This window comes from Streptomyces sp. NPDC014623, from assembly GCF_043088245.1.
In the GTDB taxonomy this organism is placed as follows: Bacteria; Actinomycetota; Actinomycetes; order Streptomycetales; family Streptomycetaceae; genus Streptomyces.
In genome coordinates, this window is sequence record NZ_JBIBZU010000016.1 from 89,248 (window position 1) to 113,591 (window position 24,344).

Genomic DNA, 24,344 nt, shown 5'->3' on the forward strand with positions numbered 1-24,344 from the left:
GGTGCGGGTCCCGGCCGGCGGCCGGCGGGCCCCTGCGGCTTCAGTCCGCGGCGCCGGGCGCCGCGGCGGGCCGCCGGCCGGTCACCGGTGCCGGTTCGCCGTCCTCTCCCGGGGCGGGCGAGAGGGCGGCGACGATCGCGTCGGCGGTGTCGTCGGGCTCCGGAGTGACCAGTCCGACGGCGACGTACACCACCAGCGACGTGACCAGCGGCGTCACGATCACGAGCGTCTGGTCCGTGCTGTCGAGCACGAACTTCACGAAGAGGTACCCCAGGAGCCCCAGCGCCCAGGAGGACAACGCGGCCCGGGGCCCGGACCGGCGGAAGGCGGGCAGCAGCCCCAGGAGCATCGGGATCGATATGGGCCCCATCACGGCCGCGACGAGTCCGACGATGATGCCGAGCACGCCGCCGAAGTGATCCGCCTGGATCGCGACGATCATGCTGACGCTGATGAAGACGACGGTGCACACCCGGGCGAGGAGCAGCCCGGCCGCCGGGGACAGGTGCCTGGCACCGCGGACGACGGCGGGGATGATGTCGCGGGTGACGACCGCGGAGACCGCGTTGGCGTCCGAGGAGGCCATCGCCATGGTGTGGGAGAACATCCCTGCCAGCGTCAGTCCGACGAGCCCTGCGGGCAGGTACGACTGTGCCATCAGCGCGTACACCTTCTCCGGGTCCGCGATGCCCGGCAGCAGCACGGCCGCCGCGACGGGCGGGAAGAGCAGGACGGCCGGCCAGACCACGTACAGCAGGGCGGAGAGCCCGGCCGAACGCCGTGCGGCTTCCGGGGATTCCGTGGCCATGTACCGCTGGGCCAGGTTCCACATGCCGCCGTTGTACTCGAAGAGCTTCACCACGACGTACGCGCCGAGGAACGTCGCGGTGTACGGACCGACGAGCGGCTGCCCGTGCCCCTCGGGCAGTCTGTTCCAGAGGGTGCCCAGGCCGGCCACGCCGTCGCCCAGCCGGTCCAGCACGACCCAGAGCATGGCGAGCGCGGCGGCTCCCTGGATGACGAACTGCCCGAAGTCGGTGAGTGCGTCGGCCCACAGGCCGCCCACCGTGCAGTAGAGCAGCGTGACGATGCCGGTGATCAGGATGCCGGGGGTCATCGGCATGCCGGTGAACACGTGGAGCAGGACGGCCACGGAGGCCCACTTGGCGGCCACGTCGAACACCTTGAGCAGCGCCCCGCTCCATGCGAGCGCCTGCTGGGTGGGCACGTTGTAGCGCTTGGCGAGGTACTCGAGGGCGAGGCGACCGCATAGCGTTTCCGCAGCCGCTGCCAGCGCGGGGCGAACAGCCACGCACCCACCGCGGTGCCGAACGCGAGCGGCAGAAAGGCCCAGACGTAGACGGTGATGCCGTAGCTGTAGGCGATGGCGGCGTACGCGACGAACACGGCGGCGCTGTACCCGGACATGTGGTGGGAGATGCCGGAGAGCCACCAGGACATCCGGCCGCCCCCGGTGAAGTAGTCACTCACATCGCCGACACGGCGGTGCGACCAGAGGCCGATGAGCAGCATCACCAGGAAGTAGCCGCCCAGGGCGGCCCAGTCGAGCGGGGCCATCAGATCTCCTCGAAGTGCGTACGTGACCGGGGCGGCCGGCGGTCCGGCCGTTACCAGCGGGGCGTCCTCCTCTCGTAGGAGGGATCGATCCGCCGCATGTAGCCGGTGTCGTCCCGGTTGCGCAGTCCGCACGCGATGTACTGCTCGTGCAGCCGGGCGAGGGCGTCACGGTCCAGTTCGACACCGAGACCTGGGCTGCGGGGGACGCGTACCGCCCCGTCGGTGAAGGAGAGCGCGCCCGGGACCACCACCTCCTCGGACTTCCACGGCCAGTGGGTGTCGCAGGCGTAGCCGAGATTCGGCGTGGCGGCCGCCAGATGGGTCATCGCGGCCAGGCTGATGCCCAGATGCGAGTTGGAGTGCATCGACAGCCCCATGCCGAAGGTGTCGCAGATCCCGGAGAGGAGCCTGGACCGGTGCAGGCCTCCCCAGTAGTGGTGGTCCGACAGCACGACCTGCACCGATCCCCGCTCGACCGCGGGCGCCAGCTGGCCGAAGGCGACGACGCACATGTTGGTGGCGAGCGGGACGGGGGTCTCACGGGCGACCTCGGCCATCCCGTCGAGGCCGGGCGTCGGGTCCTCCAGGTATTCGAGTACGCCCTCCAGGCGGCCGGCCACCTCGATCGACGTGGCCACGCTCCAGGCCGCGTTGGGGTCGAGCCGCAGCGGTACGCCGGGGAAGGCCTCGCGCAGGGCGAGAACCGCCTGGACCTCCTCCTCGGGCGGCCGCACACCCCCCTTGAGCTTGATCGCAGAGAAGCCGTATCCGTCGATCATGCGGCGCGCCTGGGCGACGATGCCTTCCGGGTCCAGGGCCTCGCCCCACTCGTCGGGGTCCGCTCCGGGGTGACCGGCCCACTTGTAGAAGAGGTAGGCGCTGAAGGGGACCAGGTCCCGCACGGCGCCCCCCAGCAGGTCGCTGACGGGGCGGCCCGCCGCCTTCCCCTGGATGTCCAGGCAGGCCACCTCGAACGGGGAGAAGACCCGGTCGACGGTGCTGCTGGTGGTGATCATCCCGGTGAGCCCGGACCCGCCGGGCCCGTGGTCGCCGGCCAGGGCCTCGGCCACCTTGCGGTGCATGACACCGAGCGCGTACACGTCCATGCCGGTGACCGCCTCCGCGGCGGCCCGCAGCCGGCGCAGATGCCCGTCGTCCGCGTACGTCTCGCCGAGACCGACCAGGCCGTCTCCCGTGTCCACCTCCACGACCGCCCGCAGCGCGAAGGGTTCGTGCACGCCGACCGCGTTCAGCAGCGCCGGGTCCCTGAAGGCCACCGGGGTGATGCGCACTCCGGTGATGGTCCGGAGGTCCGTCGTCATTCCGTCGCCTCTTCCGTACCTGTGGGGATGGGGTGGTCCAGCACCGGCCCGCGGCGGGCGTCAGGGTGCTGCGGGCCGGCTCGGGGGCGTAGTTCTCGTCGAAGATGCCGGCCGCGCCCTGGGCGGAGGAGAACTTCCCCGCGGTCCTGGCCCGGCAGGGCGCGTCCTCGGCCGGTGCGGAGGTGTCGACGTCCGTCCCGATGCGCGGGCCTGTCTTCCTGCCGAGAGCTCCGAGCGTCTGCGGGCCGCGTCGTGCTGCTTGCCGCCGTGCCGGACGGTGTCGCCGGTGGCGGCGGAAGCACTGGTGAGGGTGGACGCGGGGCTCAGGAGAACAGCGGCCGCGGAGCCGACGGCGATCGAATGGATTGCCCTGAGCATGACATATTCCCTCCGTGGAGGCGCTCGGCCGTGAGGCCGTGGACCGAGCACGCCGGGCTGCTTTCGAAAGTTTCGACGCCCGTCCCGCACACTCCTCCTGGAGGAGTGCGCGGGACGGGCGTGCGGGGGCCGCACGGCCCCCGCACGTCACTTCTGCGTGATCAGCTCGTCGACCGTCACGGTGCACACCATGTGACGCCGGTGATCCACGGTTCGCTCGGGTCCCGTGAGACGCAGCCGTACGGTGTGTCTCACGTCGGCCGCGTCGCTGGACGTGGCGAAGCGCAGCTCCAGGTCGCCGGGTTCGACGATCCGGCGCCCTCCCGCCCCGGTGAAGGAGACCAGGTCCGGGTGGAACCGGAAGGTCACCCTCCGGGACTCCCCGGCGGTGAGCGGCACCCGGGCGTATCCGATCAGCCGTGCCTCGGGACGCGTGGTCTGGGCGACCGGATCGTGGACATAGAGCTGGACCACCTCGGCCCCGTCGCGGTCACCGGTGTTACGGACGGTGATCGCGAGGTCGGTCCCCTGGTCGGTGGGGAGTTCGGCCGGTGCGTCGGCCCCGGCCTCCCAGGCGAACGAGGTGTACGAGAGCCCGTGGCCGAAGGGGTGGAGCGGAGTCGGGTCCAGATTGCTGACCCCGTTCGCCCGGCCCAGCGGTGGCTGCAGATACGTCCACGGCTGGCCGCCCGGGCCGTCGGGCACCGACACGGGCAGACGCCCCGAGGGGTTGACCCGCCCCGAGAGCACACCGGCGAGCGCCGGCCCGCCCTCCTCGCCGGGGAAGAACGCCTGCACACAGCCGGCCAGCCGGCCCGCCCACCCGCCGAGCGCGTACGTACGTCCCGTCAGCAGCACCAGGACGACCGGGGTGCCCGTCGCGAGCAGCGCGTCCAGCAGCTCGTCCTGGAGACCGGGCAGCGCCAGGTCGGCCGCGTCGCAGCCCTCGCCCGAGGTACCGCGGCCGAACAGCCCGGCCCGGTCGCCGAGCACCGCCACACAGACATCGGCTCCGGCCGCGAGTGCCGCCGCTCCTTCGATCCCGGAGGCGTCGGAACCGTCCACGTCGCAGCCCTGCGCATAGTCGAGGACCGCACCGGGGAACTCCTCGCGGAGCGCCTCCAGCACCGTCGGCACCTCGATGCCCATCGGCGTCCCGGGGTGCTGCACACCGACGTGGCTGGGGAAGGAGTAGCAGCCGAGCATGGCCAGTGGGTCGTCGGCGCGAGGTCCGACGACGGCGACCCGTCCGGTGCCGCTCAGCGGAAGCGCACCCCCGGGGTTGGCCAGCAGGACACAGGACCGTTCCGCGAGCAGCCGGGCCAGGGCCCGGTTCCGCGGCGGATCGAGGTCCACCGTGCCGCGCGCCTGCTCCGGGTCCACCCCCTTCAGCACGGCGGGCAGAGCCGGCCCGCCCGGATCGAGCAGGCCCAGCCGGCACTTCTGCAGCAGTACGCGGTGCAGGGCACGGTCCACCAGGTCCTCGGCCACGAGTCCGTCACGGACGGCGGTGACCAGGGCGTCGCCGTAGCTGCGTACGGTGGGCAGCTCCACGTCGACGCCTGCCGTCAGGGCGAGGCGGGCCGCGTCACCGCGGCCCGCGGCCACCTTGTGCAGGGTTTCGAGGAAGCCGATGCCGAAGTAGTCGGCGACGACCGTGCCGGTGAATCCCCAGGTGTCCCTGAGGAGCCCGGTCAGCAGGGCCGGGTCGGCGGCGACCGGGACCCCGTCGATCTCGGCGTACGAGTGCATCACCGAACGGGGGCCGCCCTCACGGACCGCCATTTCGAACGGCGGCAGGATCACGTCGGCCATCTCCCGGGCGCCCGCCCGGACCGGGGAGAGATTGCGGGCGCCGGCCGACGCGGAGTAGCCGGCGAAGTGCTTGAGCGTGGCGACGACGCCGGAGGACTCCAGGCCGCGTACGTACGCCGTACCGATGGTCGCGACCAGGTAGGGGTCCTCGCCGATGGTCTCCTCGACACGGCCCCAGCGCAGGTCCCGCACCACGTCGAGGACCGGGGCGAGACCCTGGTGGACACCGACCGACCGCATGTCGCTGCCGATCCGGTGTGCCATCTCGGCGACCAGTTCCGGGTCCCAGGCCGCGCCCCAGGCGAGCGGGACGGGATACGCGGTCGCGCCCCAGGCGGTGAAGCCCGCCAGGCACTCCTCGTGGGCGAGTGCCGGAATACCGAACCGGCCCGCCTCGGCGATCCTGGCCTGGGCCGTGGCCAGTGAGACGGCGCCGACGCCCGGATCGACCGGAGCGGTGCCGAACGGCCGGGTGAGCTGGCCGAGCCCACGGGTGGTGATCTCCTCGAAGTCGACCGGATCGACCATGTCGTTCTGGTGCGGTGCGACCCCGTCGCCCTCCGCATCGGCGCCCACCCAGATTCCGTACAGCTGGGCGGCCTTCTCCTCGAGCGTCATCCGGGCCGCGAGGTCGGCCACCCTCACTTCGGGGCTGAGCGAAGGGTCGCGCCACGGTCCGTCGACAGCGGGGGGCGGGTCGGCCTGGCGGGCCGGTGGGGCGGGGTGGATTGCCATGGCGGCAGGAGTTCCTCTCATGAGTGCGGTGGTCCGGGGCGGCGTCGGTGCGCTATTTGCCGCCCACCCCCATCAGTCCGTTGATCAGCGCCCGCCGGGCCACGAGGTACACGGCGAAGATGGGTATGACGGAGAGGACGATGGCTGCCAGTACCGCGGGGATGTTCACTCCGAACTGGCTCATGAAGTTGAACAGCCCCAGCGTCAGTACGCGCTGCTCCTCCGACTGCGTCAGGATCAGCGGGAACAGGAAACCGTTCCACGCCTGCAGGGCCGAGAAGATCGCCACCGTGCTGATCCCCGCCTTGGACAGCGGCACCGCCAGCTGCCAGAGCATGCGCACGGGCGAAGCTCCGTCGAGGGCCATCGCCTCGTACATCTCCTCGGAGACGTCGCGCATCGTGCCGCTGAGCACGAGGACCGCAACGGGCATCGCGAAGGCGGCGGTGGGCAGGATGATCGCCCACAGGGTGTCGTACAGCCCCATCTTGCCGATCATCAGGTAGAGGGGCACGATCACCGCCTGCGCCGGGATCGCCACACCGAGCAGGAAGGTCCGGAAGGCGAGCGACGAGAGGCGGCTGCGGGTGCGCACCGCCACGTACGCCACCGGAACGGAGAGCACCAGCACGATGGCGACCGTGGCCACCGCGACGATCGCGGTGTTGCCGATCAGCGTGAGGAACCCGCTGTCCAGCACGAAGTCGTAGTTCTCGAGCGTCGGATCGGCGGGGATCGCCAGCGGGTCGCCGTTCAGGGCCTCGTCCTGCCGCATCAGCGACGCGGAGACCATCGTGTAGAGCGGCACCAGGACGATGACCAGCCAGATCAGCGAGCCGATGCCGGCCACCGGGTTGCCCGGGGACCTGCGCCGGCGGGCCGGGCGGCCGCGACGCGACGCGTCGGGCATCGCGCGCTGCTTCGGCGAAGCGGGGCGGGTGTCGATCGACATCTCGTCACATACCTTCCCGGGTGGACCGCATGGACCCGAAGCCACTGAGGCGGACCATGATCAGCGAGATACTGGTGGCCACGACGACGAGAGCCGTGGCGATGGCCGCCGCGTAGCCGAGGTCGTACGTCTGGAAGCCGGTCCGGTACATCAGGTAGGGCAGGATCGTCGTGTCCGTGCCGGGGCCGCCCTTGGTCATGATGAGCACGGTGTCGAAGTACGTCAGCGAGCCGACGATCATCAGGATCGACGAGGTGGTCATCGTGTGGCGCAGCTGCGGCAGGGTGATGTGGAAGAACTGCCGCACCATGCCCGCTCCGTCGATGGAGGCGGCCTGGTAGAGGACCTCCGGGATCTGCCGGGCGCCGCCCTGGTAGATCAGGGTGTGGAAGGGCATGAACTGCCAGCCGCCGACGAAGGCCACGACGAGCAGCGCGCCGGTGGACGACCCCATGATGTTGGGGTCGATGCCGAACCAGGGCCCGATCGTCTGGATCACACCGAAGTTGGGGTCCAGGAGGGCGCGGAACAGCATCGCGATGGCGGTGGTGGAGAGCAGCAGCGGGATGAAGAAGATCGCGGACAGGAACGCACGGCTGCGCTGGCGGCCCGCGGCCCATACGCCCAGCAACAGGGCCACCGGAGTCTGGAAGACCCAGCTGATCGTGGTGAGCAGGAGGCTGAGCCAGGCAGCCTGACCGAACTCGGAGTCCTTGAACAAGCGGGTCCAGTTGTCCAGACCCGTGAAGGCCGGGGAGCCGAGCCCGTCCCACTCGCAGAAGGAGAGGTAGACGGCGATCGCCAGGGGGGCGATCGCGAAGACGGCGAAGAAGAGGATGCCCGGGACGGCCCAGGCGACCGGTGGGCGGCCGACGCTGCCGGCGGCCGCCTTCCTGTCTCCGTGCCTCTTCGCGACCGGAGTGTGGTGGGACATCGTTACTTTGCGGCCTTCATTGCTTCGACGAACTGCTCGGGGGTCGTCTTGCCGGCGAACAGCTTGCTGATCTCCGTGAGCAGTGGCGTGGCGTACTGGGCTTCGAGTGCCTGGTCCCACGAGAGGGTGAAGCTCGGGGCCTTCTGCACCATTTCGTACTGGTCGGTGGCGAACTGCGGGTTGGGGGAACCGCTCAGCATCGAGGCCGCGTTGGACGTGGTGGGGACGTCACCGTTGTCGACGAGGGCCTGCGCGTAGGTCTTCGACGCCATCGTCTTCAGGAACGCGATGGCGGTGTCCTTGTGCTTGGTCCGGGCGTTGACGGACCAGTAGTTGGTCGGGTTGCCGACGATGTTCGCCGGGTCGCCGACTCCGCCTGCCACCGTCGGGAAGGCGGTCCAGCCGAGGTCCTTCTTGGCGAATTCGGGGGCCTTGCCCAACTGGGTCGAGTACTCCCACGAGCCCATGAGGTGCATCGCCGCCTTGCCCTTGCTGAGCAGGGTCGGCGCCGCTCCGCTGCCGTAGTCCACGGAGTTGAAGTTCTTGCCGAAGGCACCCTGGTCGATCAGCTCCTTGACGGTCCGGGCCGTCTTGAGGACCGCGGGGTCGCCCCAGCCGTCGGTGTCGCCGTCCTGGATCTTCCTGAAGACCTCCGGGCCGCCGATCCGGTCCAGCAGGTATTCCATCCACATCAGTTCCGGCCACTTCTCGGCGCCACCGAGCGCGAAGGGGGTGATGCCGGCGGCCTTGAAGGTCCTGATCGCCGCCTGGAGGTCTTCCCAGGTCTTCGGGGGCTCGACCCCGTGCTCGGCGAAGAGGGTCTTGTTGTAGAAGAGCATCACGGGCTGCATCCCACGCATGGGCACCCCGTAGATCTTCCCTTCGAGACTGCCCGCCGTCATGATCGAGGGAATGAAGCCGTCCTTGAGGGTGGCATCGTTCTTGACCGTCGACGTCAGGTCGACCAGGTCGTCGGAGTCGACGTACGGCTTGATGGAGCCGCCGCCCCAGTTGTAGAAGACGTCAGGGGCGTTGGGCGAGCCCATGGCACTGCGCAGCTTGTTCACGTAGTCGGCGCCGGGGACCGGAACCAGCTTCACCTTGACCTTGGAGGTCTTGTTGAACGTGTCGACCGCCGCCTGCTGAACCTTGACCGCGTCGTCGCCGTAGACATAGGCGGTGATGGTTCCGCTGTCACCACCACTGCCCCCTGATCCGCAGCCGGCCAGCACGCCGGCCATGACCACCGCCGCGCCCGCCGCGGCCCATCTCGTCGTACGTGTGCCCTGAGTGAATATCCCCGACCGCATGACCGCACCCTCTGTCGAATGTTTCGGCGTGCTTTTCGAATGTTGCCGGAACCGTACGGTCACGTTTCGGGCCAGTCAAGGGGGCGGGAGCAAGGATTTACGAACCCGGCCCGGACGTCTTTTCGGCGTGCCGGGGGGCTACGATTCGTGCATGAGCCCTGCAAAGGTCCAGCCCCAACAGGAGAAGGTGTCCACCGACGAGTCGTCGGAGAGCACCGCCACGCTGGCAGAGATCGCCCGAGCGGCCGGAGTCTCGGCTCCGACAGTTTCGAAGGTGCTGAACGGGCGTGCCGATGTCGCCCCCGGTACGCGCGCGAGGGTGGAGGAGTTGTTGCTGCGGCACGGCTACCGTCGCAGGCGTGGCGCCTCCCAGCAGTCCCAGCTCATCGATCTCGTCTTCCACGAGCTGGACAGCGCCTGGGCGATGGAGGTCGTCCGGGGTGTCGAGAACGTCGCCAGGGAGGAGGGCCTGAGTCTGGTCCTCTCCGAGAGCGCCGGCCGGCTCACCCCCGGCCAGACCTGGGTGGACGGCGTTCTGGCGCGTCGCCCGGCCGGAGTGATCCTGGTCCTCTCGGATCTCGACGCGGCACAGCGGGCCCAGCTGACCAGCCGCTCCATCCCCTTCGTCGTCGTCGATCCGGCGGGTGACCCCGGGGACGACATCCCGTCGGTGGGGGCGGCCAACTGGCAGGGCGGCCTCGCCGCGACCCGCCATCTGACGGGTCTGGGCCACCGGCGGATCGGTGTCATCGGCGGACCGACCCGCATGATGTGCAGCCGCGCCCGGATCGACGGTTACCGCGCGGCCCTGGAGACCTCAGGTGTGCCGATGGACCGCGAGCTCGTCCGGGAGAGCGAGTTCAACCATGAGGGCGGCTATACGGCGGCCCTGGAGCTGCTGCGTCTGCCTGAACCGCCGACAGCGGTCTTCGCGGGGAACGACCTGCAGGCACTCGGCGTCTACGAGGCCGCGCGCGAGCTGGGGCTGCGGATTCCGGAGGACCTCAGCGTGGTCGGCTTCGACGACCTGCCGCTCACCCGCTGGATCGGCCCGCCGCTCACCACGGTGCGCCAGCCGCTGATAGAGATGGCCGAGACCGCGGCCCGCCTGGTGCTCGACCTGGGCCGGGGCAGGCAGCCTGCGACCACCCGGGTCGATCTGGCCACCAGTCTGGTGGTCCGCAGCAGCACGGCCCCGCCGGCACGGTGAGCAGGCGGCTCGTCACTCCCGGCGTACGGGCCGCGATGTCCGGCCCTGTGGCCTGTGCGCCCTTGCCACGATCACTGTGACCTGGGGCGACAGCATGTCTGCCCGCCACTGTCAGTGGCCGGGTGCAGACTGTCCCCGTCCGGTACAACGGCGTCTCGGGAGGTCCTGTCATGACCGATGTTCTGCTCACCGTAGGTACCCGCAAAGGGCTCTTCATCGGCCGCAGGCAGGGCGGCTCCTGGGAGTTCGGCGACGCTCACTTCAACGCCCAGGCGATCTACTCGATCGGGATCGACACCCGCGGGGGGACGCCCCGGCTCCTGGTCGGTGGCGACAGCGCGCACTGGGGGCCCTCCGTGTTCCACTCGGACGACCTGGGTGCGACCTGGGTGGAGCCCAGGCGACCCGCCGTGAAGTTCCCGGAGTTCACCGGGGCGTCGCTGGAGCGGGTGTGGCAGTTGCATCCCGCCGGCCCGGAGGCCCCCGGCGTCGTGTACGCGGGGACCGAGCCTGCGGCGCTGTTCCGCTCGGACGACCGCGGTGAGTCCTTCGAGCTGGTCCGCCCGCTCTGGGAGCATCCGACGCGGTCCCGGTGGGTCCCTGGCGGGGGCGGCGAGGGGCTGCACACCGTCCTGACCGACCCGAGGGACGCCGGAGCGGTGACCGTCGCCGTATCCACCGCGGGAGTGTTCCGTACCGAGGACGGCGGCGAGCGCTGGAAACCGTCCAACAAAGGTGTCTCCGCGGTCTTCCTGCCGGACCCGGACCCCGAGTTCGGCCAGTGCGTGCACAAGGTGACCCGGGACGCGGCCGACCCCGACCGGCTCTACCTGCAGAACCACTGGGGCGTCTTCCGCAGCGACGACGCCGGGGAGCACTGGAAGGACATCGGTGCGGGCCTGCCCTCGGACTTCGGCTTCGCCGCCGCCGCGCATCCCCATCGCGCCGGCACGTTCTACGTCTTCCCGATCAACGCCGACGCGGACCGTGTTCCCGCCGGGCGCCGCTGCCGGGTGTTCCGTACGCAGGACGCGGGTGAGACCTGGGAGCCCCTCACGCGGGGCCTTCCGGACGGTGACCACTACGGCACGGTGCTGCGTGACGCGCTCTGCACGGACGACGCGGACCCCGCCGGCGTCTACTTCGGCAATCGCAACGGCGAGGTGTACGCGAGCGCGGACGACGGTGACAGCTGGCAGCAGTTGCTCTCACATCTGCCCGACGTGCTGTGTGTGCGGGCGGCGGTGCTCCACTGACCGCCGCCCGGCCCGGCCGGGGAGGGCAGGGCGCTCGCCGCAGCCGCCGCCCACGATGACGGGCTTGTCCCGGCCGGATCTGCGTGCGGACTACGGCCGGGCGTCCAGCCGGTGCTGCAGCGAACCGTCCGGTCCGAAGACGTCCAGCAGATAACCCTCGTCCAGCGAGAGTCCTTCCTCGCGTTCGAGGTAGCCGGTGACCGACCCCTTCAGCTCGTCGAACACCCGGGCACTGCCGTCGGGGTCACGTGTCCACACGACAAGCACGGGTACCCCGTCAGGCCCGTCACTCGTCTGGATTCCGTAGACCGTCCGCGCCCCGCCCGCGACCCGGTACCGCTTCGCCACCTGCGCGGCGGCATCGGGCGCGACCGTGGTCGTGGCCGTGGGGCCCACAGTGGCGAGGGACCGGCCGGGATCCGCCGCCCCGTCGCCGGTGCAGCCCGACAGCAGGGCGAGGGCTCCGGCACCCGCGAGGACGGCGGCACTGGCGATGTGCTTCATGGTGACAGCTTCGCCGTTCCCCGAGCCGGGCCGACGGCGTTCCGCACAGCCGTTGTCGTTCTGTCATACGGGCATATGCCGAGGGACGGCCGCGCCGCACAGGCGCACGTGCCGATGCGGGCACCGCTTACGGCAGACGCCAGTCCACCGGTTGTTCCCCTGCGCGCACCAGGAAGTCGTTGGTGCGGCTGAAGGGCCGCGAGCCGAAGAAGCCGCGGTCCGCCGACATGGGGGAAGGATGGGCGGATTCGACAGCGGGCAGGTCGCCGAGGAGCGGCCTCACGTTGCGTGCGTCGCGTCCCCACAGCACGGAGACCATCGGCCTGCCCCGTGCGGCCAGGGCGCGGATGGCCTGCTCGGTCACTTCTTCCCAGCCCTTGCCCCGGTGGGCGGCGGGCTTGCCGGGCGCCGTGGTCAGCGCCCTGTTGAGCAGCAGCACCCCCTGCTGCGTCCAGGGCGTCAGGTCGCCGTTGGAGGGCCGGGGAAGGCCGAGGTCGGTGTGCAGTTCCCTGAAGATGTTCTCCAGACTGCCCGGCAGACGCCGGACGTCGGGCGCCACCGCGAAACTGAGCCCGATGGCCATGCCCGGGGTCGGGTAAGGGTCCTGACCCACTATCAGGACGCGTACCTCGTCGAAGGGCTGCTGGAAGACGCGAAGAACGTTCTTCCCCGCCGGCAGATAGGTGCGGCCGACCCCGATCTCCGCACGGAGGAAGTCCCCCATCGCCGCGATCCGGCCGGCCACGGGCGCCAACGCCTCGGCCCAGCCGGGCTCCACAAGTTCACTCAACGGTCGCGCTGCCACAGCCGTCACCCTACCGGCCCGCAGGGTCCCGGATGATCGCGTCCGCTCCCATGGACCGGGGCCGGGCGGTAGGGTGCCGCTCGTCGTCAGTCCTCCATCCCACGGAGTCCGTCCATGAGGTCACGCAGACGCTCGTCCCCGGACGGTGGTGCCCGTGACTTCAGGTGAGGCCGGCCGGCCGGCACCCGGCCGCCCGGGGCCTGCCGTGGCCGCCACCGCACGGGGCGCGTTCGCCCTCGGGGTGGATTCGGGCGGTTCAGGGCTTCGTGTGACGCTCGGGCCGGTGGAGGCGGGGCGTCCGGCGCACACCGCCGTCTGCCCGGAACCGGTACGGACGGGCGCTGACGGCATCGACGCCGGGCACCTGCTGGAGCAGTTGCTGCCCGCCGTCCGCCGGCTGCTGGCGCAGGCGGGTCCCGGGGCGGTCGTCGTCGCCGCGGCGATCGGGGCCGCCGGCATGGCGACCCTCGGCGAGCAACTGCGCGCCCGGCTCCCCGACGCGCTCGCGGACGCACTGGGTGTACGACGGGTGGCGCTGGCCGCCGACGCGGTGACGGCGTACGCCGGTGCGCTGGGACAGCGGCCCGGAGCAGTCGTCGCGGGCGGCACCGGCATGATCGCGCTCGGCACCGACCTCGGGACGTGGCGCCGGGCGGACGGATGGGGCCATCTGCTGGGTGACAGTGGCGGCGGCGCCTGGATCGGCCGGGCGGGGCTCGACGCGGCGATGCGGGCCCACGACGGCAGGCGGGGCGGGTCTCCGCTGCTGCTCGCGCGGCTCGAGGCGGTCTTCGGCCCGGCCACCGGCCTTCCGGGTCTGCTCTATCCGCGTGCGGACCGCCCCGCACTGCTCGCATCGTTCGCACCTGAGGTCGGGGCCTGCGCGGCCGACGACGGGACAGCGGCCGGAATTCTCCGTGAGGCAGCGGCGCATATCGCCGAAGCGGCTGCCGCGGTGTGCCCCCGCGCCGCCGGCCCTCGCGCCGGTGACTGTGAAGTCGCTCTGACCGGTGGGCTCTTCCGCATGGGCGAGCCTCTTCTCGGGCCGCTTCACAGGGAGCTCGCCCGGCAGGTCCCCCAGGCACGTGTGGTGCCGGCGCAGGGGGACCCGCTGCACGGCGCACTGGAGATCGCCAGAGCTCTCGCCGGTCCGGGGCTGCGTCTGCCCCCTCATCCCTCCCTGCTGTTCGTACCGGGAGTGGCCTAGAGGATTCGAGCAATCCTCCGTCCGGACAGAACGGGCCGATCCTCCACTTTGCCGTTCAGCAGACATATGCGGACAGACAACGCCTTGCCACCCCCTCCCCGAACAGAGGGGCACGCAAAACCAGTAGCATGCGGCGCCATGAGCACCCCCACTGGGCCCGCTTCCGGCCTGCCTGTACGAATGCCGCGACCTCGCCAGTCCGGACGGCACCGCCGCCCGGAGCCCGTGGTCGCACCTGAGGGCGCTGCCGCGCTCGTTCTTGCCGTTCCCGGTGCCCCTTCGTCCGCCTCGCGCAGCCTGGCCGACGAAGTGATCAGCATCGCCCGTTCCGAGCTGCCCGGCCTGAATGCACACATCGGTTATCTCGACGGTGATGACGCCGAATATCCCGCGCTCACCTCCGTGCTCGCCCATGCCGCCTCCGAGCGCACCGCGCGCTACGAGCACGCCGCCGCCGCGGGCCGCGAAGTCGCCGAACCCTCAGGCCCGTCCGCCGTCGTGGTGCCGTTGCTCGCGGGCCCGGACAGCTCCATGGTCCGGCGCATACGGCAGGCCGTCATGGACAGCGGCACACAGGCCGAGCTGACCGACGTGCTCGGTCCGCACCCGCTGCTGGCCGAAGCGCTGCACGTGCGCCTTTCGGAGGCGGGGCTGGCGCGCGCCGACCGCGCGAGGCTGTTCACCGTGGCGACGGCTGCCGACGGCATCGTGCTCGCCACGGTCGGCGGCGAGGAGGCCGTGCAGGCGGCCGGCATCACCGGCATGCTGCTGGCTGCCCGTCTCGCCGTACCGGTGATGGCCGCGGCCCTGGACGTGGAGGGTTCGGTCGCCTCGGTGGCCGCGCAGCTGCAGAACTCCGGTTCCGCACAGCTCGCGCTCGCGCCGTACCTGGTGGGCCCGGAGATCGACGCCGGGCTGCTGGACGCGGCCGCGAAGGAGGCAGGCTGCTCGACCGCCGAGCCGCTCGGCGCGTACCCGGCCATCGGCAAGCTCGTCCTTTCGCTGTACGCGACGACACTGGGCATCACGCCGGTGACGCCCCAGGGAGCCCAGGCGCACTGACCTGCTCCGTTGCCGCGCCCCGGCGGAGCACGGCGCGGTCCTCTCCGGCCCGCGCCGTGCTCCGCCATGCCCTTTCACCCGGGCGGTCGTCGCGCGGGGTGTCAGGCGAAGACCACGCAGGAGGCCGCCGGGACCTCGGCGGAGCCCGCGTGCACCGGAATTCCCGTCTCCGCGTCCACCGCGAACCAGCTGACGTTCCCGGAGTGCTCGTTGGCGACGTAGAGCCACTGTCCGGTGGGGTCGAGGGTGAGATCGCGGGGCCAGCGTCCGCCGCACCCCACGGCCGCCGCCAGGACGGGCTTCTCCGCCGTCTCGTCGAGCGTGAGGACGGAGATGCTGTCGTGCCCGCGGTTGGCGGTCCACAGGAACCGGCCGTCATGCGAGACCACCACCTCCGACGGATACGTGCGCACGGCCTCACCTTCGTCGTGGTCGTGCGGAAGCACCTGCGTCTCGCCCAGCGGCTCGAGCGTGCCTCCGGCCGCGTCCCAGCGGCACACGGTGACCGTCGGCTCGAGTTCGTTCAGGACGTAGGCGTGTCCCCCGGACGGGTGAAAGGCAAGGTGACGCGGTCCGGATCCCCGCCGCAGCGCCGTTTCGGCGTGCAGACGCAGGGAACCGTCGCCGGGGTCGAGGGCGCAGACGCGTACGGAATCGGTACCGAGATCCACGCTCAGCACCCAGTTCCCCGACGGGTCGGCCAGGACCTGGTGCGCGTGCGGGCCCGACTGACGGCTTTCGTCGGGACCACGGCCCTCGTGCCGCAGCACGCCGGCCACGGGGCCGGGCGCTCCGTCGTCCCGTACGGGCAGCACGCTGACACTGCCCGAGCCGTAATTGGCCGTGAGCAGGTGGCCCGCCGTGAGGGTCAGATGCGTAGGGCCGCTCCCGCCGACCGGCCGCTCCTCGCCGATCAGCCGCGGCGTGCCGTCGTCGTCGATACCGAAGGCCGCCGCTGCGCCGTCGGAGGTCTCACTGACCGCGTACAGCACGGTGCCCCCCGTCCCCGGGGCGTGCCCGGCCGCGAGGTAGGACGGGTCGGCGACGGCATCCGTGGATGCGAGGACGGAGAGCGCCCCCGTGTCACGGTCGACCGCGGCGACACTGACCCCCCGGCCCCCCGCCGAGGTGAAAGACCCTATGAATGCCCGCTTTGCGCGCTCGGCGCCCATCGCGCTACCCCTCTTCATGTCCGTCACGATCTTCCCGGCCGACGGTAGCAGGCAGCGTTTTCCGGTCCGGACCAGAACGGGGCCGCGGCGGGTTCAGGCGCCGAGCAGCGGAGCACGCGGGGAGCTGTGAAGGGGCGCGGCGAGTTCGGCGAGCGCTTTCTCCAGGCTGTGCAGGTGTTCCAGCGCAGGTCCGGCGACGCCGGCGGGCGGCAGTGCACCGGCGGTCACCGCCGCCGTACGGTGCCTCCGTTCGGGCGCCGTCAGTGCCTCCACCGAGGTTTCCACGCGCCAGCAGGCAGCGGCCAGCCGGGCGTCGTGGGATGCCTCCGGGTCAGCCGCGACGGACGCCAGACCCCGCACCTCGCGTGCGCAGACGTCGAGCAGCGCCAGCACTCGCCCGGCCCGGGCCTTACGGGCACGGAACGGACTCAGCGGATGTACGAGCGGGCCCAGCGACAGCCGTACCCGCCCGAGGAGCGCTTCCAGTTCCGCGACGCGGGGGGCGGGGTCGGCGGTCGCCGACCCGGCGAGCCGTGCGGCGGCCTCGTTGGTGCACGCGTGCACGCAGCGCAGCGCCCGCTGGATCCAGGCATCGGTCGTGGCGTGGGTCGTGACCGGGAGGATCAGGAGCACCGCCACCATCGCACCGAGCGCTCCGACGCCGGTCTCCACGAGACGCAGTGCGAGCAACGCGGGATCGAGGACGCCGAGCAGCCCGTAGAGCGTCCCCGCCAGGACCGTCACCGAGAACATCATCCAGGTGTAGGAAACAGCCGCGGTGTAGAAGATCCCGAAGACACCGAGCGCCACCAGGACCGCGGAGGGCAGGGCCGCTCCGTGCAGCGGAGCGATGACGGCCAGACCGACGGGGATGCCCGCGAGCGTCCCCAGCACCCGGCGGAACCCGCGGACCAGGGCCTCGCCCCGGGACGCCGTGTTGACGAAGACCCACCAGGTGGCACCCACGGCCCAGTACCAGCGCTCCCCCGAGAGAAATTGTCCCGCCATCAGCGCGAGCGCTCCGCCCGCGGTCGCCTGGACCGCCTGGCGTGTGGTCGCCCGGGCAAGCCCCCGTCCGGTCACCGGCGCGAGCACGGCGGCGACGGGCAGCCGCCGCTCGTAGCACCAGAATCCGAAACGGACGGCCGACGAGGCGAGCAGTGAGAGCAGGACGGCGGAGTACAGCTCGGGGAGCTGCGCCGGCAGGGTGTGGAGGAACTGGGTGACGAAGAACGCCATGAAGGCGAACACCCCGAGGGAGTGGCCGCGCGGTCCCCACCGCCGGGCGTAGACGCCCGCCCCCATGACGGCGAGGAAGGCGAGGTCACGTGCCACCGGGAGGCCGTGCAGTCCAGCGGCCAGGGCGAGTACGGGAAGGCCCGCCACGGGCAGCAGCGCCGTCGTGACCACCTGCCCCCGCACCGTGGGGTCGGTCACCGTGAACAGGGCCAGGAGCGCCGCGAGCCCGCCGGTGACGGCACCGACGAGCGAGTGACCGGCCAGCCCGCACACCACGACGGCCAGTCCGATACCGAGGACGGCCCTGGTCGCGTGGCGCAGCCGCAGCCACCCCGGATCCGGAGCCACGAACGCCCTCTTCAGCACAGCTTTCCGCCCCATCCTCATGAAAAAGGGCGCCACGGAATCCGCAGCGCCATCGACGCGACCATCAGACCACGCATCCGACTGCTGGCTCAACAGTCGCCCTGCGGACTGAGCCATTGGCCCACTTCATCCACCTGCATGCCTACCAAGGTCCGGCCAATGGCCAGGACGTCGTGGTCCGGACGCGGACGTGACGGAGCACCTGCCCGGACACCGGCGCGCCCACCCGGCATCCAGGCCGGACACGGCTCCACCGGAGGGGGCCCGGCAGCGCCACGGTGGCCCGCGGAACCGGGGCCCGGCCGATGCGGCCGAGGTGAACGCACCGGGCCCGGCGCCGCACCGGTCCGTGCTCACCCGCTGCCGACCGCACGCGGCAGTGCTCCCCGACGCCCACCGCCCCGCCCGGGCCAGGGCCGCGCAGGCCCGCGCGTCGTCAGCGGCCGTACGCGGTGCGGCACAGCTCGACGATGTCGGCGGAGGCGACACCCTGGCCCGTCGCGCAGATGGTGCGCATGTCGTACGTCCGGCGGGGCTGCGCCCTGCGGGGCGTGCCCGCACGGTCCGGCAGCCCGGGACGGGCGGGGGCCACACGCCGCGGCTGGTTCCGGGCCTCCTGGCGGGCCGGTGGCGCGTCCGCGCGCCTGGTCGACGCGTCCCCCTCCCCCTCCTTCCCTTCCTTTCCGCCGGCGGACCCCGGCAGCTCCCCGGTTCTGCCCAGGACGTCGTGGACCGCGGGGGGTTCGGTGGGCGCCGGGGACGCGTGGGCAGCGGGGTCGTTGCCGGAACGCGCGGAAGCCGCAGGCGCGGGCCTCCCCGCTTCGCCCTGCACGGAGACGCATCCGGCCGTAGCCAGCAGGGCGACGAGCCCGAGGGACATGGACCGCAGTTTCATGCCCTGGTCAACGAGGAGCCGCACGACCGGACACGTCCGGATCCCACCCCCGGCCGGAGCTGCCGTTCAGACGGACAGACCTGACTGCGCGATGCCGAGCGCACCGTGGATGGTCCGGGACAGCGAAGCGTGCCGCACATCCGCGCTCCACGCCCATTGCTCGACCGCGACGCGGAGCGCGCCGTTGAGAACGGTCGCCTGCATCCTCGGCCCCAGGTCGTCCGGCTCGTGGCCCGTCCGTTCGGCGATGACCTCGGCGAAGACGAGTTCCGCGTCGTGGTGGACCTGGAGCCACACGGCACGCAGCCCGGGCTCGGTACGGGTGAGGAGGACCAGATCGCGCAGCGCTTCCGCATCGGCGTCCGCGGGAGCGTCCTGCAGCGAGGACGGGGTACCGGCCACGGCCTCCACCAGTGACCGGTCGCGTGGCCACGACCTCATGAGCGCGGTGACGAAGTCGAGCGCGTACGTCAGCAGAGGGCTGACGCACAGCTCTTTCGACGAGGTGTAGCGCCACAGGGTCCGCTGCGAGATTCCCGCGGCGACGGCGATGTCTTCGGCGGTCGTCGCGGCCACACCCCGGTCGGCGAAGAGGCGCACGGCCTCGCGGGCGATCTCCAGCCGGGTCGCGGCCTTGCGGCGTTCGGTCAGCGGAGGGCGCCCGAGGCGGGCCGCACCACCGGTCCCGGCGGCGGCCGGGCTCTGCGTCCCTCCGGTGTGCGCGGGTTCCACGGCTTTCGGCCACCTTCCTTCCGGCTGCGCTCATCGTATCGATATTTTTTATGGCACAACTTGCCAGATTGGCACTGTGCGCCACCAAAGGTAGCGTGCCCGGACCACCGCCGAACACAAGGAGCATCACGTGAGCGTCACCACCAGCGACCCGGGCCGCAGCGTCGTGGTCACCGGCGCCGGATCGGGTATCGGCCGGGCCACCGCCCTGCTGTTCGCACAAGAGGGCGCGCGGATCGTGATCGCCGATGTCGACGATGCCGCCGCGCGAGCCGTCGCCGAGGAGGTGGAGCAGGCCGGAGGGACCGCGGTGACCGTGATCGGCGACCTGCGGGACCAGGCCGTCGTCGACCGTGTCGCGGCCACGGCGACGGCGGAGTTCGGCGGCGTGGACGTCCTCGTCAACAACGCCGGGATCATGGACAGCATGTCGGCGGCCGCCGACACCGACGACGACGAGTGGGAGCGCGTCATCGGCATCAACCTCACCGCGCCCTTCCGCCTCACGCGGGCCGTCCTGCCGCACATGCTCGCGGCCGGGAAGGGCGCCGTCGTCTTCACCGCCTCGGAGGCCTCACTGAGGGGCAGCGCCGCAGGGGCCGCGTACACGGCGTCCAAGCACGGCATCGCCGGACTGACCAAGTCGCTGGCGGTCATGTACCGCGACAAGGGCATCCGCTCCAACGCCGTCGCACCCGGCGGCACGATCACCAACATCCGGGTCGACGCCGACCGGAGCACCCACGGCCCGGCTGCGCTCGCCCCCTACACGGGCAACGCCGGCATCCCCTCCCGGGCCGAGGAACAGGCGGCGGCGATCGTCTTCCTCGCCTCCGACGCGGCGAGCAACATCAACGGGGCGGTCCTTCCCGTCGACAACGGCTGGTCCGCGGTCTGAACACCCCTCACACGAGGACGACGCACGGGCGGGCCGGGTCGGCTCGCGGCCGGAAGGCCGGACAGGGGCGAGCGGGAGACCGGCCCCCGGCTTCCGGACCGGCCCCACGCCTCCGCTTCCGGCGAGGCACGGGACAGCCCTCCCCCCGCGCCGCGTATCCCGCAGGACCGGCGGGACTTCCCGCATCCACGTCGGTGGGGTCCGGCGGTTTCCGGCCACCCGCCACCCCACCCGCCAGAGATGAATATGCATTAGGCACATCATGTGTACTATGCACTTCGAGGCGTGTCCGCACCTCCTCACAACCGGTCCCGCACACCTCGCCGGTACGCAGTCCGCAGAACCCCGCCCACGGCCGCCGCTGCGCGCGTCGGCGTCCGCACGACGCCATCAGCCCTGATCCAGGAAGAGGAATGAGGCCCCGTATGCCTTCCCCCCGCGTCTCCCCCACGCCGGCCGGCCCTGACCCGCACGAGCTGGGTTTCGATCCCGAGGAACTGCGCCTGAAGTACCGCACGGAACGCGACCGGCGGATCCGGCCCGACGGCGCCGCCCAGTACCGGCGTACCGCCGGTGAGTTCGGCTACTACGACGCCGACCCCCACGCCGACCCGCACTTCACACGGGAGCCCTTGCGGGACCGGGTCGACGCGGTGATCGTCGGTGGCGGATTCGGCGGTCTCCTCGCTGCGGCCCGGCTGCGCCAGGCAGGTGTCGAGTCGATCCGGGTCATCGAGAAGGGCGGGGACTTCGGCGGTACCTGGTACTGGAACCGGTATCCGGGTATTCACTGCGACATCGACTCCTACACCTACATGCCTCTGCTCGAGGAGGTCGGATACGTCCCGAAGTGGAAGTACGCCCCGGGCGAGGAGATCCGTGAACACTCGCAGGCGATCGCCCGGCACTTCGGCCTCTACCGCGACGCCTGCTTCCAGACCGCGGTCACCGGACTGCGCTGGGACGACGACGCGTCGGAGTGGACGGTCACCACGGACCGTGGGGACAGCATGCGCGCCCGCTACGTGGTGGTCTCCAGCGGGACGCTCAGCCAGGCCAAGCTGCCCGGCATTCCGGGCATCGAGAGCTTCGAGGGCCACACCTTCCACACCAGCCGCTGGGACTACGCGTACACCGGGGGGAACCAGGACGGCGGCCTGACGGGGCTCGCCGACAAGCGCGTGGCACTCATCGGTACCGGCGCCACGGCCGTCCAGGTCGTGCCGCACCTCGGAGCCGACGCGCGCCAGGTGTACGTGTTCCAGCGCACGCCCTCCTCGGTCGACGTCCGCGACAACCGGCCCACCGACCCGGAATGGGCCGAGTCGCTCCGGCCCGGCTGGCAGCGGCGGCGGATGGAGAACTTCCTGAAGGTCGTCACCGGCAAGAAGGTCGACGAGGACCTGGTGAACGACGCCTGGACCAGCACGGCCCGCCTGCAGGAGAAGCTCATCCCGACCGACGCGTACGCCGATGTCCCGGCTGAGGAACGCGAACGGGCTTACGAGATCGCCGACTTCCAGAAGATGAACGAGATCCGCGCCCGCGTGGACGCCCTCGTGGAGGACAGCGAGACCGCCGAGAAGCTCAAGCCCTGGTACCGCTACATGTGCAAGCGGCCCACGTTCAGCGACCACTACCTCCAGACCTTCAACCGTCCCCATGTCACTCTCGTCGACACGGCGGACAGCCATGGGGTCGAGCGGATCACCCGGAACGCCGTGGTGGTCGGCGGCGTCGAGTACGAGGTCGACTGCATCATCTTCGCGACCGGCTTCGAGGTCGGCATCTCGGGTGTGATGTCCGGGAAGCTCCCGGTGTACGGACGGGACGGGGTGTCCCTGCTGGAGTCCTGGGCCGCGGGCCCGAAGACGCTCCACGGCTTCTACAGTCACGGCTTCCCCAACTTCTTCCAGCTCGGCCCGCTCCAGAACGCCAGCTCCGTCAACTACGTCCACATCCTCGACGAGCAGGCCACGCACGTCGCCGCCGTCGTCGCCGAGTCGTACGAGCGCCGGGCCCACCGCATCGAACCCACCGCCGAGGCGCAGGAGGCGTGGGTGGCCACGATCCGCCGGAAGGCGCCGAGCCTCCACGCGTTCCAGGCCGAGTGCACCCCCGGGTACTACAACAACGAGGGCAGGCCCCGGGCACGCAGCGAGTCCTTCGGTGACGGGCCGGTCGCCTTCCACGAACTGCTCAGGAACTGGCGCGAGGGTGACGGCATGAACGACGTCCTGGTCGAGGCGGAGCGGTGAGGACGGGCGGAGCGGAGGAGGAGGCAACCGCGTACCCCAGCCGGTACGACGGGACCCGGTCGCGCAGCGGTGGTCACCGGTCCGCCGGGAGGCTCAATCCGGCCAACCCGCTGTGGGGGTCCAACGGCATCACGTTCGGCCCGGACGGGCGGCTGTACGTCGCCGAGTTCCTGGGGGGCAGGATCAGCGCGGTCGATCTCGCGCGGGGTGAACTCGACGTCGTCGTACCGGCGGGCGGACCGGTCCGGTCGCCGGACGACCTCGCATTCGGGGCGGACGGCTCGATGTACGTCGCCGACCTGGTCCCGGGCCGGGTCTGGCGGCGCAGCCCCCAGGGCGAGTACTCCCTGGTCTGCGACGAGGTGAGGAATCCCAACGGCATCACCTGCATCGGAGACCGGCTGTTCGTCAACGAGATGAAGCCCGACGGCCGTCTGCTGGAACTGTTTCCGGACGGCGGTGAGCCGGCCGTGCTCACCGGCGGGCTCGCCATGGGCAACGCGATGCAGTGCGGGCCGGACGGGTACCTCTATTACCCGCACATGGTCAGCGAGCAGATCTGGCGCATCCCACCGGACGGCGGTGAGCCCGAGATGGTCGCGGACCAGGTGGACCGGCCGGTCGCGGTGCGCTTCGACCGGGGCGGTGTACTGCACGTCCTGTCGCTCGGGCCGGAGGGCAGGGTGACCCGCATCGACCTGCACGGCACCGGGTCCAGGACCCTGGTCACCAGTGGCGTGGCAGGCCTGGACAACGCGGCGTTCGACGCGGAGAACCGGATGTTCGTCTCCAGTTACGCCAGCGGCGGCATCACCGAGATGCACCCCGACGGGCGGACCCGGGTGATCGTGCCGCGCGGTTTCGACGGCCCCTACGGCGTCGCGGTGGGCCCGGGTGGTGCGGTGTACGCGGCCGACCACTACCGGGTGGCCGGCCCCTCCGCCACCCCTGAGGGCGGCCCGGCCGGTGCCGTCCGTGTGGACATGAGCGAGCCGGCCAGCCACGTCCTGGCCCCCTTCGTCCACGGCATCGCGGCGGAGGGCGGGCTCCTGCACCTGACCTCGCAGTACGGGGACGTCCGGACCTACGACCCCGAACACGGTTCGATGCGGACCCGTGCGGGAGGACTGAACCGGCCCATGGGTATCGCCGTGAGCCCGGCCGGTTCGCTGGTCGTCGCCGAGGCGGACGGCGGCCGGGTGCTGGCCGTCGGCCAGGACGACGAGGTGACCGTGCTCGCGGAAGGGCTCGGCCGCCCGGTCGACGTGGCCTTCGACGCGGCGGGGAGGTGTTACGTCAGTGACGAGCAGGCGGGTGCGGTCCTGGGACTGGAGCAGGACGCGGTGGCGGTCGTGGTCGCCGGCGGTCTGGGTGCACCGCAAGGGCTGACGGTCCTGGGCGATGTGCTGTACACGGTGGAGACGGGGCGTCGCAGGGTGCGTGCGATCTCCCTCACCACGGCTGCGAGCTGGACCGTGGCCGAGGACCTGCCGATCGGTCCGTCACCGGACGCCGTTCCCGTCCCGCCGGAGGACGAGCCCGCGCTGTTCGCCAACGGCCTGCCGGGGCTCGCCCGCCGCTTCGCCGGGATCGCCGCCGCACCGGACGGCTCGCTCATCCTGTCGGCCGAAGGCGAGGGCACCCTGATGCGGCTGACCCCGTCCGGACCCCGGTAAGGGCGACCGGCAGAGGCCGCTGCTCCGCCGTGGCGCCCGC

General features: G+C 71.4%; 18 protein-coding genes and 1 pseudogene. 7 read left to right on the forward strand and 12 right to left on the reverse strand.

Features of this window, described 5'->3' with window-relative positions; all coding sequences use genetic code 11:
* Nucleotides 1-40 precede the first annotated feature (40 nt).
* The 6 genes and pseudogenes from ACF1FZ_RS24635 to ACF1FZ_RS24660 form a co-directional block, all read right to left on the reverse strand.
* Nucleotides 41-1,578, reverse strand: a pseudogene (locus ACF1FZ_RS24635) (sodium:solute symporter family protein).
* Nucleotides 1,579-1,628: 50 nt separating this feature from the next.
* A complete protein-coding gene (locus tag ACF1FZ_RS24640) occupies nt 1,629-2,900 on the reverse strand; it encodes a glucarate dehydratase family protein (protein WP_391775562.1) in 1,272 nt (423 codons plus the stop codon).
* A 525-nt stretch (nt 2,901-3,425) separates the two neighbouring features.
* Nucleotides 3,426-5,828, reverse strand: a complete 2,403-nt coding sequence (locus ACF1FZ_RS24645; protein WP_391775563.1) for a glycoside hydrolase family 3 N-terminal domain-containing protein — start codon at nt 5,826-5,828, stop codon at nt 3,426-3,428.
* Nucleotides 5,829-5,880: 52 nt separating this feature from the next.
* Nucleotides 5,881-6,780: a carbohydrate ABC transporter permease gene (locus tag ACF1FZ_RS24650; protein ID WP_391775564.1), complete on the reverse strand. Its 900-nt coding sequence runs from the start codon at nt 6,778-6,780 to the stop codon at nt 5,881-5,883.
* Between the two features lie 4 nt (nt 6,781-6,784).
* Nucleotides 6,785-7,714 carry a carbohydrate ABC transporter permease gene (locus ACF1FZ_RS24655; protein ID WP_391775565.1) on the reverse strand — a complete coding sequence of 310 codons (930 nt, stop codon included), beginning with the start codon at nt 7,712-7,714 and terminating at the stop codon, nt 6,785-6,787.
* Nucleotides 7,715-7,716: 2 nt separating this feature from the next.
* A complete protein-coding gene (locus ACF1FZ_RS24660) occupies nt 7,717-8,961 on the reverse strand; it encodes an extracellular solute-binding protein (RefSeq protein ID WP_391775639.1) in 1,245 nt (414 codons plus the stop codon).
* Between the two features lie 214 nt (nt 8,962-9,175).
* Between ACF1FZ_RS24660 and ACF1FZ_RS24665 the strand changes: the two genes are divergently transcribed.
* Entirely contained in the window at nt 9,176-10,234 is a 1,059-nt protein-coding gene (locus tag ACF1FZ_RS24665; protein WP_391775566.1) for a LacI family DNA-binding transcriptional regulator, read from the forward strand.
* A gap of 170 nt (nt 10,235-10,404) precedes the next feature.
* Nucleotides 10,405-11,490 carry a WD40/YVTN/BNR-like repeat-containing protein gene (locus tag ACF1FZ_RS24670; RefSeq protein WP_391775567.1) on the forward strand — a complete coding sequence of 362 codons (1,086 nt, stop codon included), beginning with the start codon at nt 10,405-10,407 and terminating at the stop codon, nt 11,488-11,490.
* 90 nt (nt 11,491-11,580) lie between these two features.
* On the opposite strand, the gene ACF1FZ_RS24675 is transcribed toward ACF1FZ_RS24670, so the two are convergent.
* Complete coding sequence (locus tag ACF1FZ_RS24675) at nt 11,581-11,994, reverse strand: hypothetical protein (protein WP_391775568.1); 414 nt, start codon at nt 11,992-11,994, stop codon at nt 11,581-11,583.
* Nucleotides 11,995-12,121: 127 nt separating this feature from the next.
* On the reverse strand, nt 12,122-12,799 hold the full coding sequence (locus ACF1FZ_RS24680) for a uracil-DNA glycosylase (protein ID WP_391775569.1): 678 nt from the start codon (nt 12,797-12,799) through the stop codon (nt 12,122-12,124).
* Nucleotides 12,800-13,004: 205 nt separating this feature from the next.
* On the opposite strand from ACF1FZ_RS24680, the gene ACF1FZ_RS24685 reads away from it, so the two are divergent.
* Together ACF1FZ_RS24685 and ACF1FZ_RS24690 are read left to right on the forward strand one after the other, a co-directional pair.
* Nucleotides 13,005-14,006, forward strand: a complete 1,002-nt coding sequence (locus tag ACF1FZ_RS24685; protein ID WP_391775570.1) for an N-acetylglucosamine kinase — start codon at nt 13,005-13,007, stop codon at nt 14,004-14,006.
* A 138-nt stretch (nt 14,007-14,144) separates the two neighbouring features.
* Nucleotides 14,145-15,068, forward strand: coding sequence for a sirohydrochlorin chelatase (locus tag ACF1FZ_RS24690; protein WP_391775571.1), 924 nt, complete (start codon nt 14,145-14,147; stop codon nt 15,066-15,068).
* A 101-nt stretch (nt 15,069-15,169) separates the two neighbouring features.
* On the opposite strand, the gene ACF1FZ_RS24695 is transcribed toward ACF1FZ_RS24690, so the two are convergent.
* The 4 genes from ACF1FZ_RS24695 to ACF1FZ_RS24710 all read right to left on the reverse strand — a co-directional run bounded on the left by ACF1FZ_RS24695 (nt 15,170) and on the right by ACF1FZ_RS24710 (nt 19,391).
* Nucleotides 15,170-16,240, reverse strand: coding sequence for a lactonase family protein (locus ACF1FZ_RS24695; RefSeq protein WP_391775640.1), 1,071 nt, complete (start codon nt 16,238-16,240; stop codon nt 15,170-15,172).
* 93 nt (nt 16,241-16,333) lie between these two features.
* Entirely contained in the window at nt 16,334-17,845 is a 1,512-nt protein-coding gene (locus tag ACF1FZ_RS24700) for an FUSC family protein (RefSeq protein ID WP_391775572.1), read from the reverse strand.
* A gap of 436 nt (nt 17,846-18,281) precedes the next feature.
* Entirely contained in the window at nt 18,282-18,725 is a 444-nt protein-coding gene (locus ACF1FZ_RS24705) for a hypothetical protein (RefSeq protein ID WP_391775573.1), read from the reverse strand.
* Between the two features lie 81 nt (nt 18,726-18,806).
* Nucleotides 18,807-19,391 carry a TetR/AcrR family transcriptional regulator gene (locus tag ACF1FZ_RS24710; RefSeq protein WP_391775641.1) on the reverse strand — a complete coding sequence of 195 codons (585 nt, stop codon included), beginning with the start codon at nt 19,389-19,391 and terminating at the stop codon, nt 18,807-18,809.
* Nucleotides 19,392-19,602: 211 nt separating this feature from the next.
* Between ACF1FZ_RS24710 and ACF1FZ_RS24715 the strand changes: the two genes are divergently transcribed.
* From ACF1FZ_RS24715 to ACF1FZ_RS24725, 3 genes are all read left to right on the forward strand, one after another.
* Nucleotides 19,603-20,370 (forward strand): SDR family NAD(P)-dependent oxidoreductase, encoded by a 768-nt coding sequence (locus ACF1FZ_RS24715; protein WP_391775574.1) that lies wholly within the window; start codon nt 19,603-19,605, stop codon nt 20,368-20,370.
* 425 nt (nt 20,371-20,795) lie between these two features.
* Nucleotides 20,796-22,628 (forward strand): flavin-containing monooxygenase, encoded by a 1,833-nt coding sequence (locus tag ACF1FZ_RS24720; protein WP_391775575.1) that lies wholly within the window; start codon nt 20,796-20,798, stop codon nt 22,626-22,628.
* Complete coding sequence (locus tag ACF1FZ_RS24725) at nt 22,625-24,304, forward strand: hypothetical protein (RefSeq protein WP_391775576.1); 1,680 nt, start codon at nt 22,625-22,627, stop codon at nt 24,302-24,304. The genes ACF1FZ_RS24720 and ACF1FZ_RS24725 overlap by 4 nt, the downstream gene beginning before the upstream one ends.
* Nucleotides 24,305-24,344 lie beyond the last annotated feature (40 nt).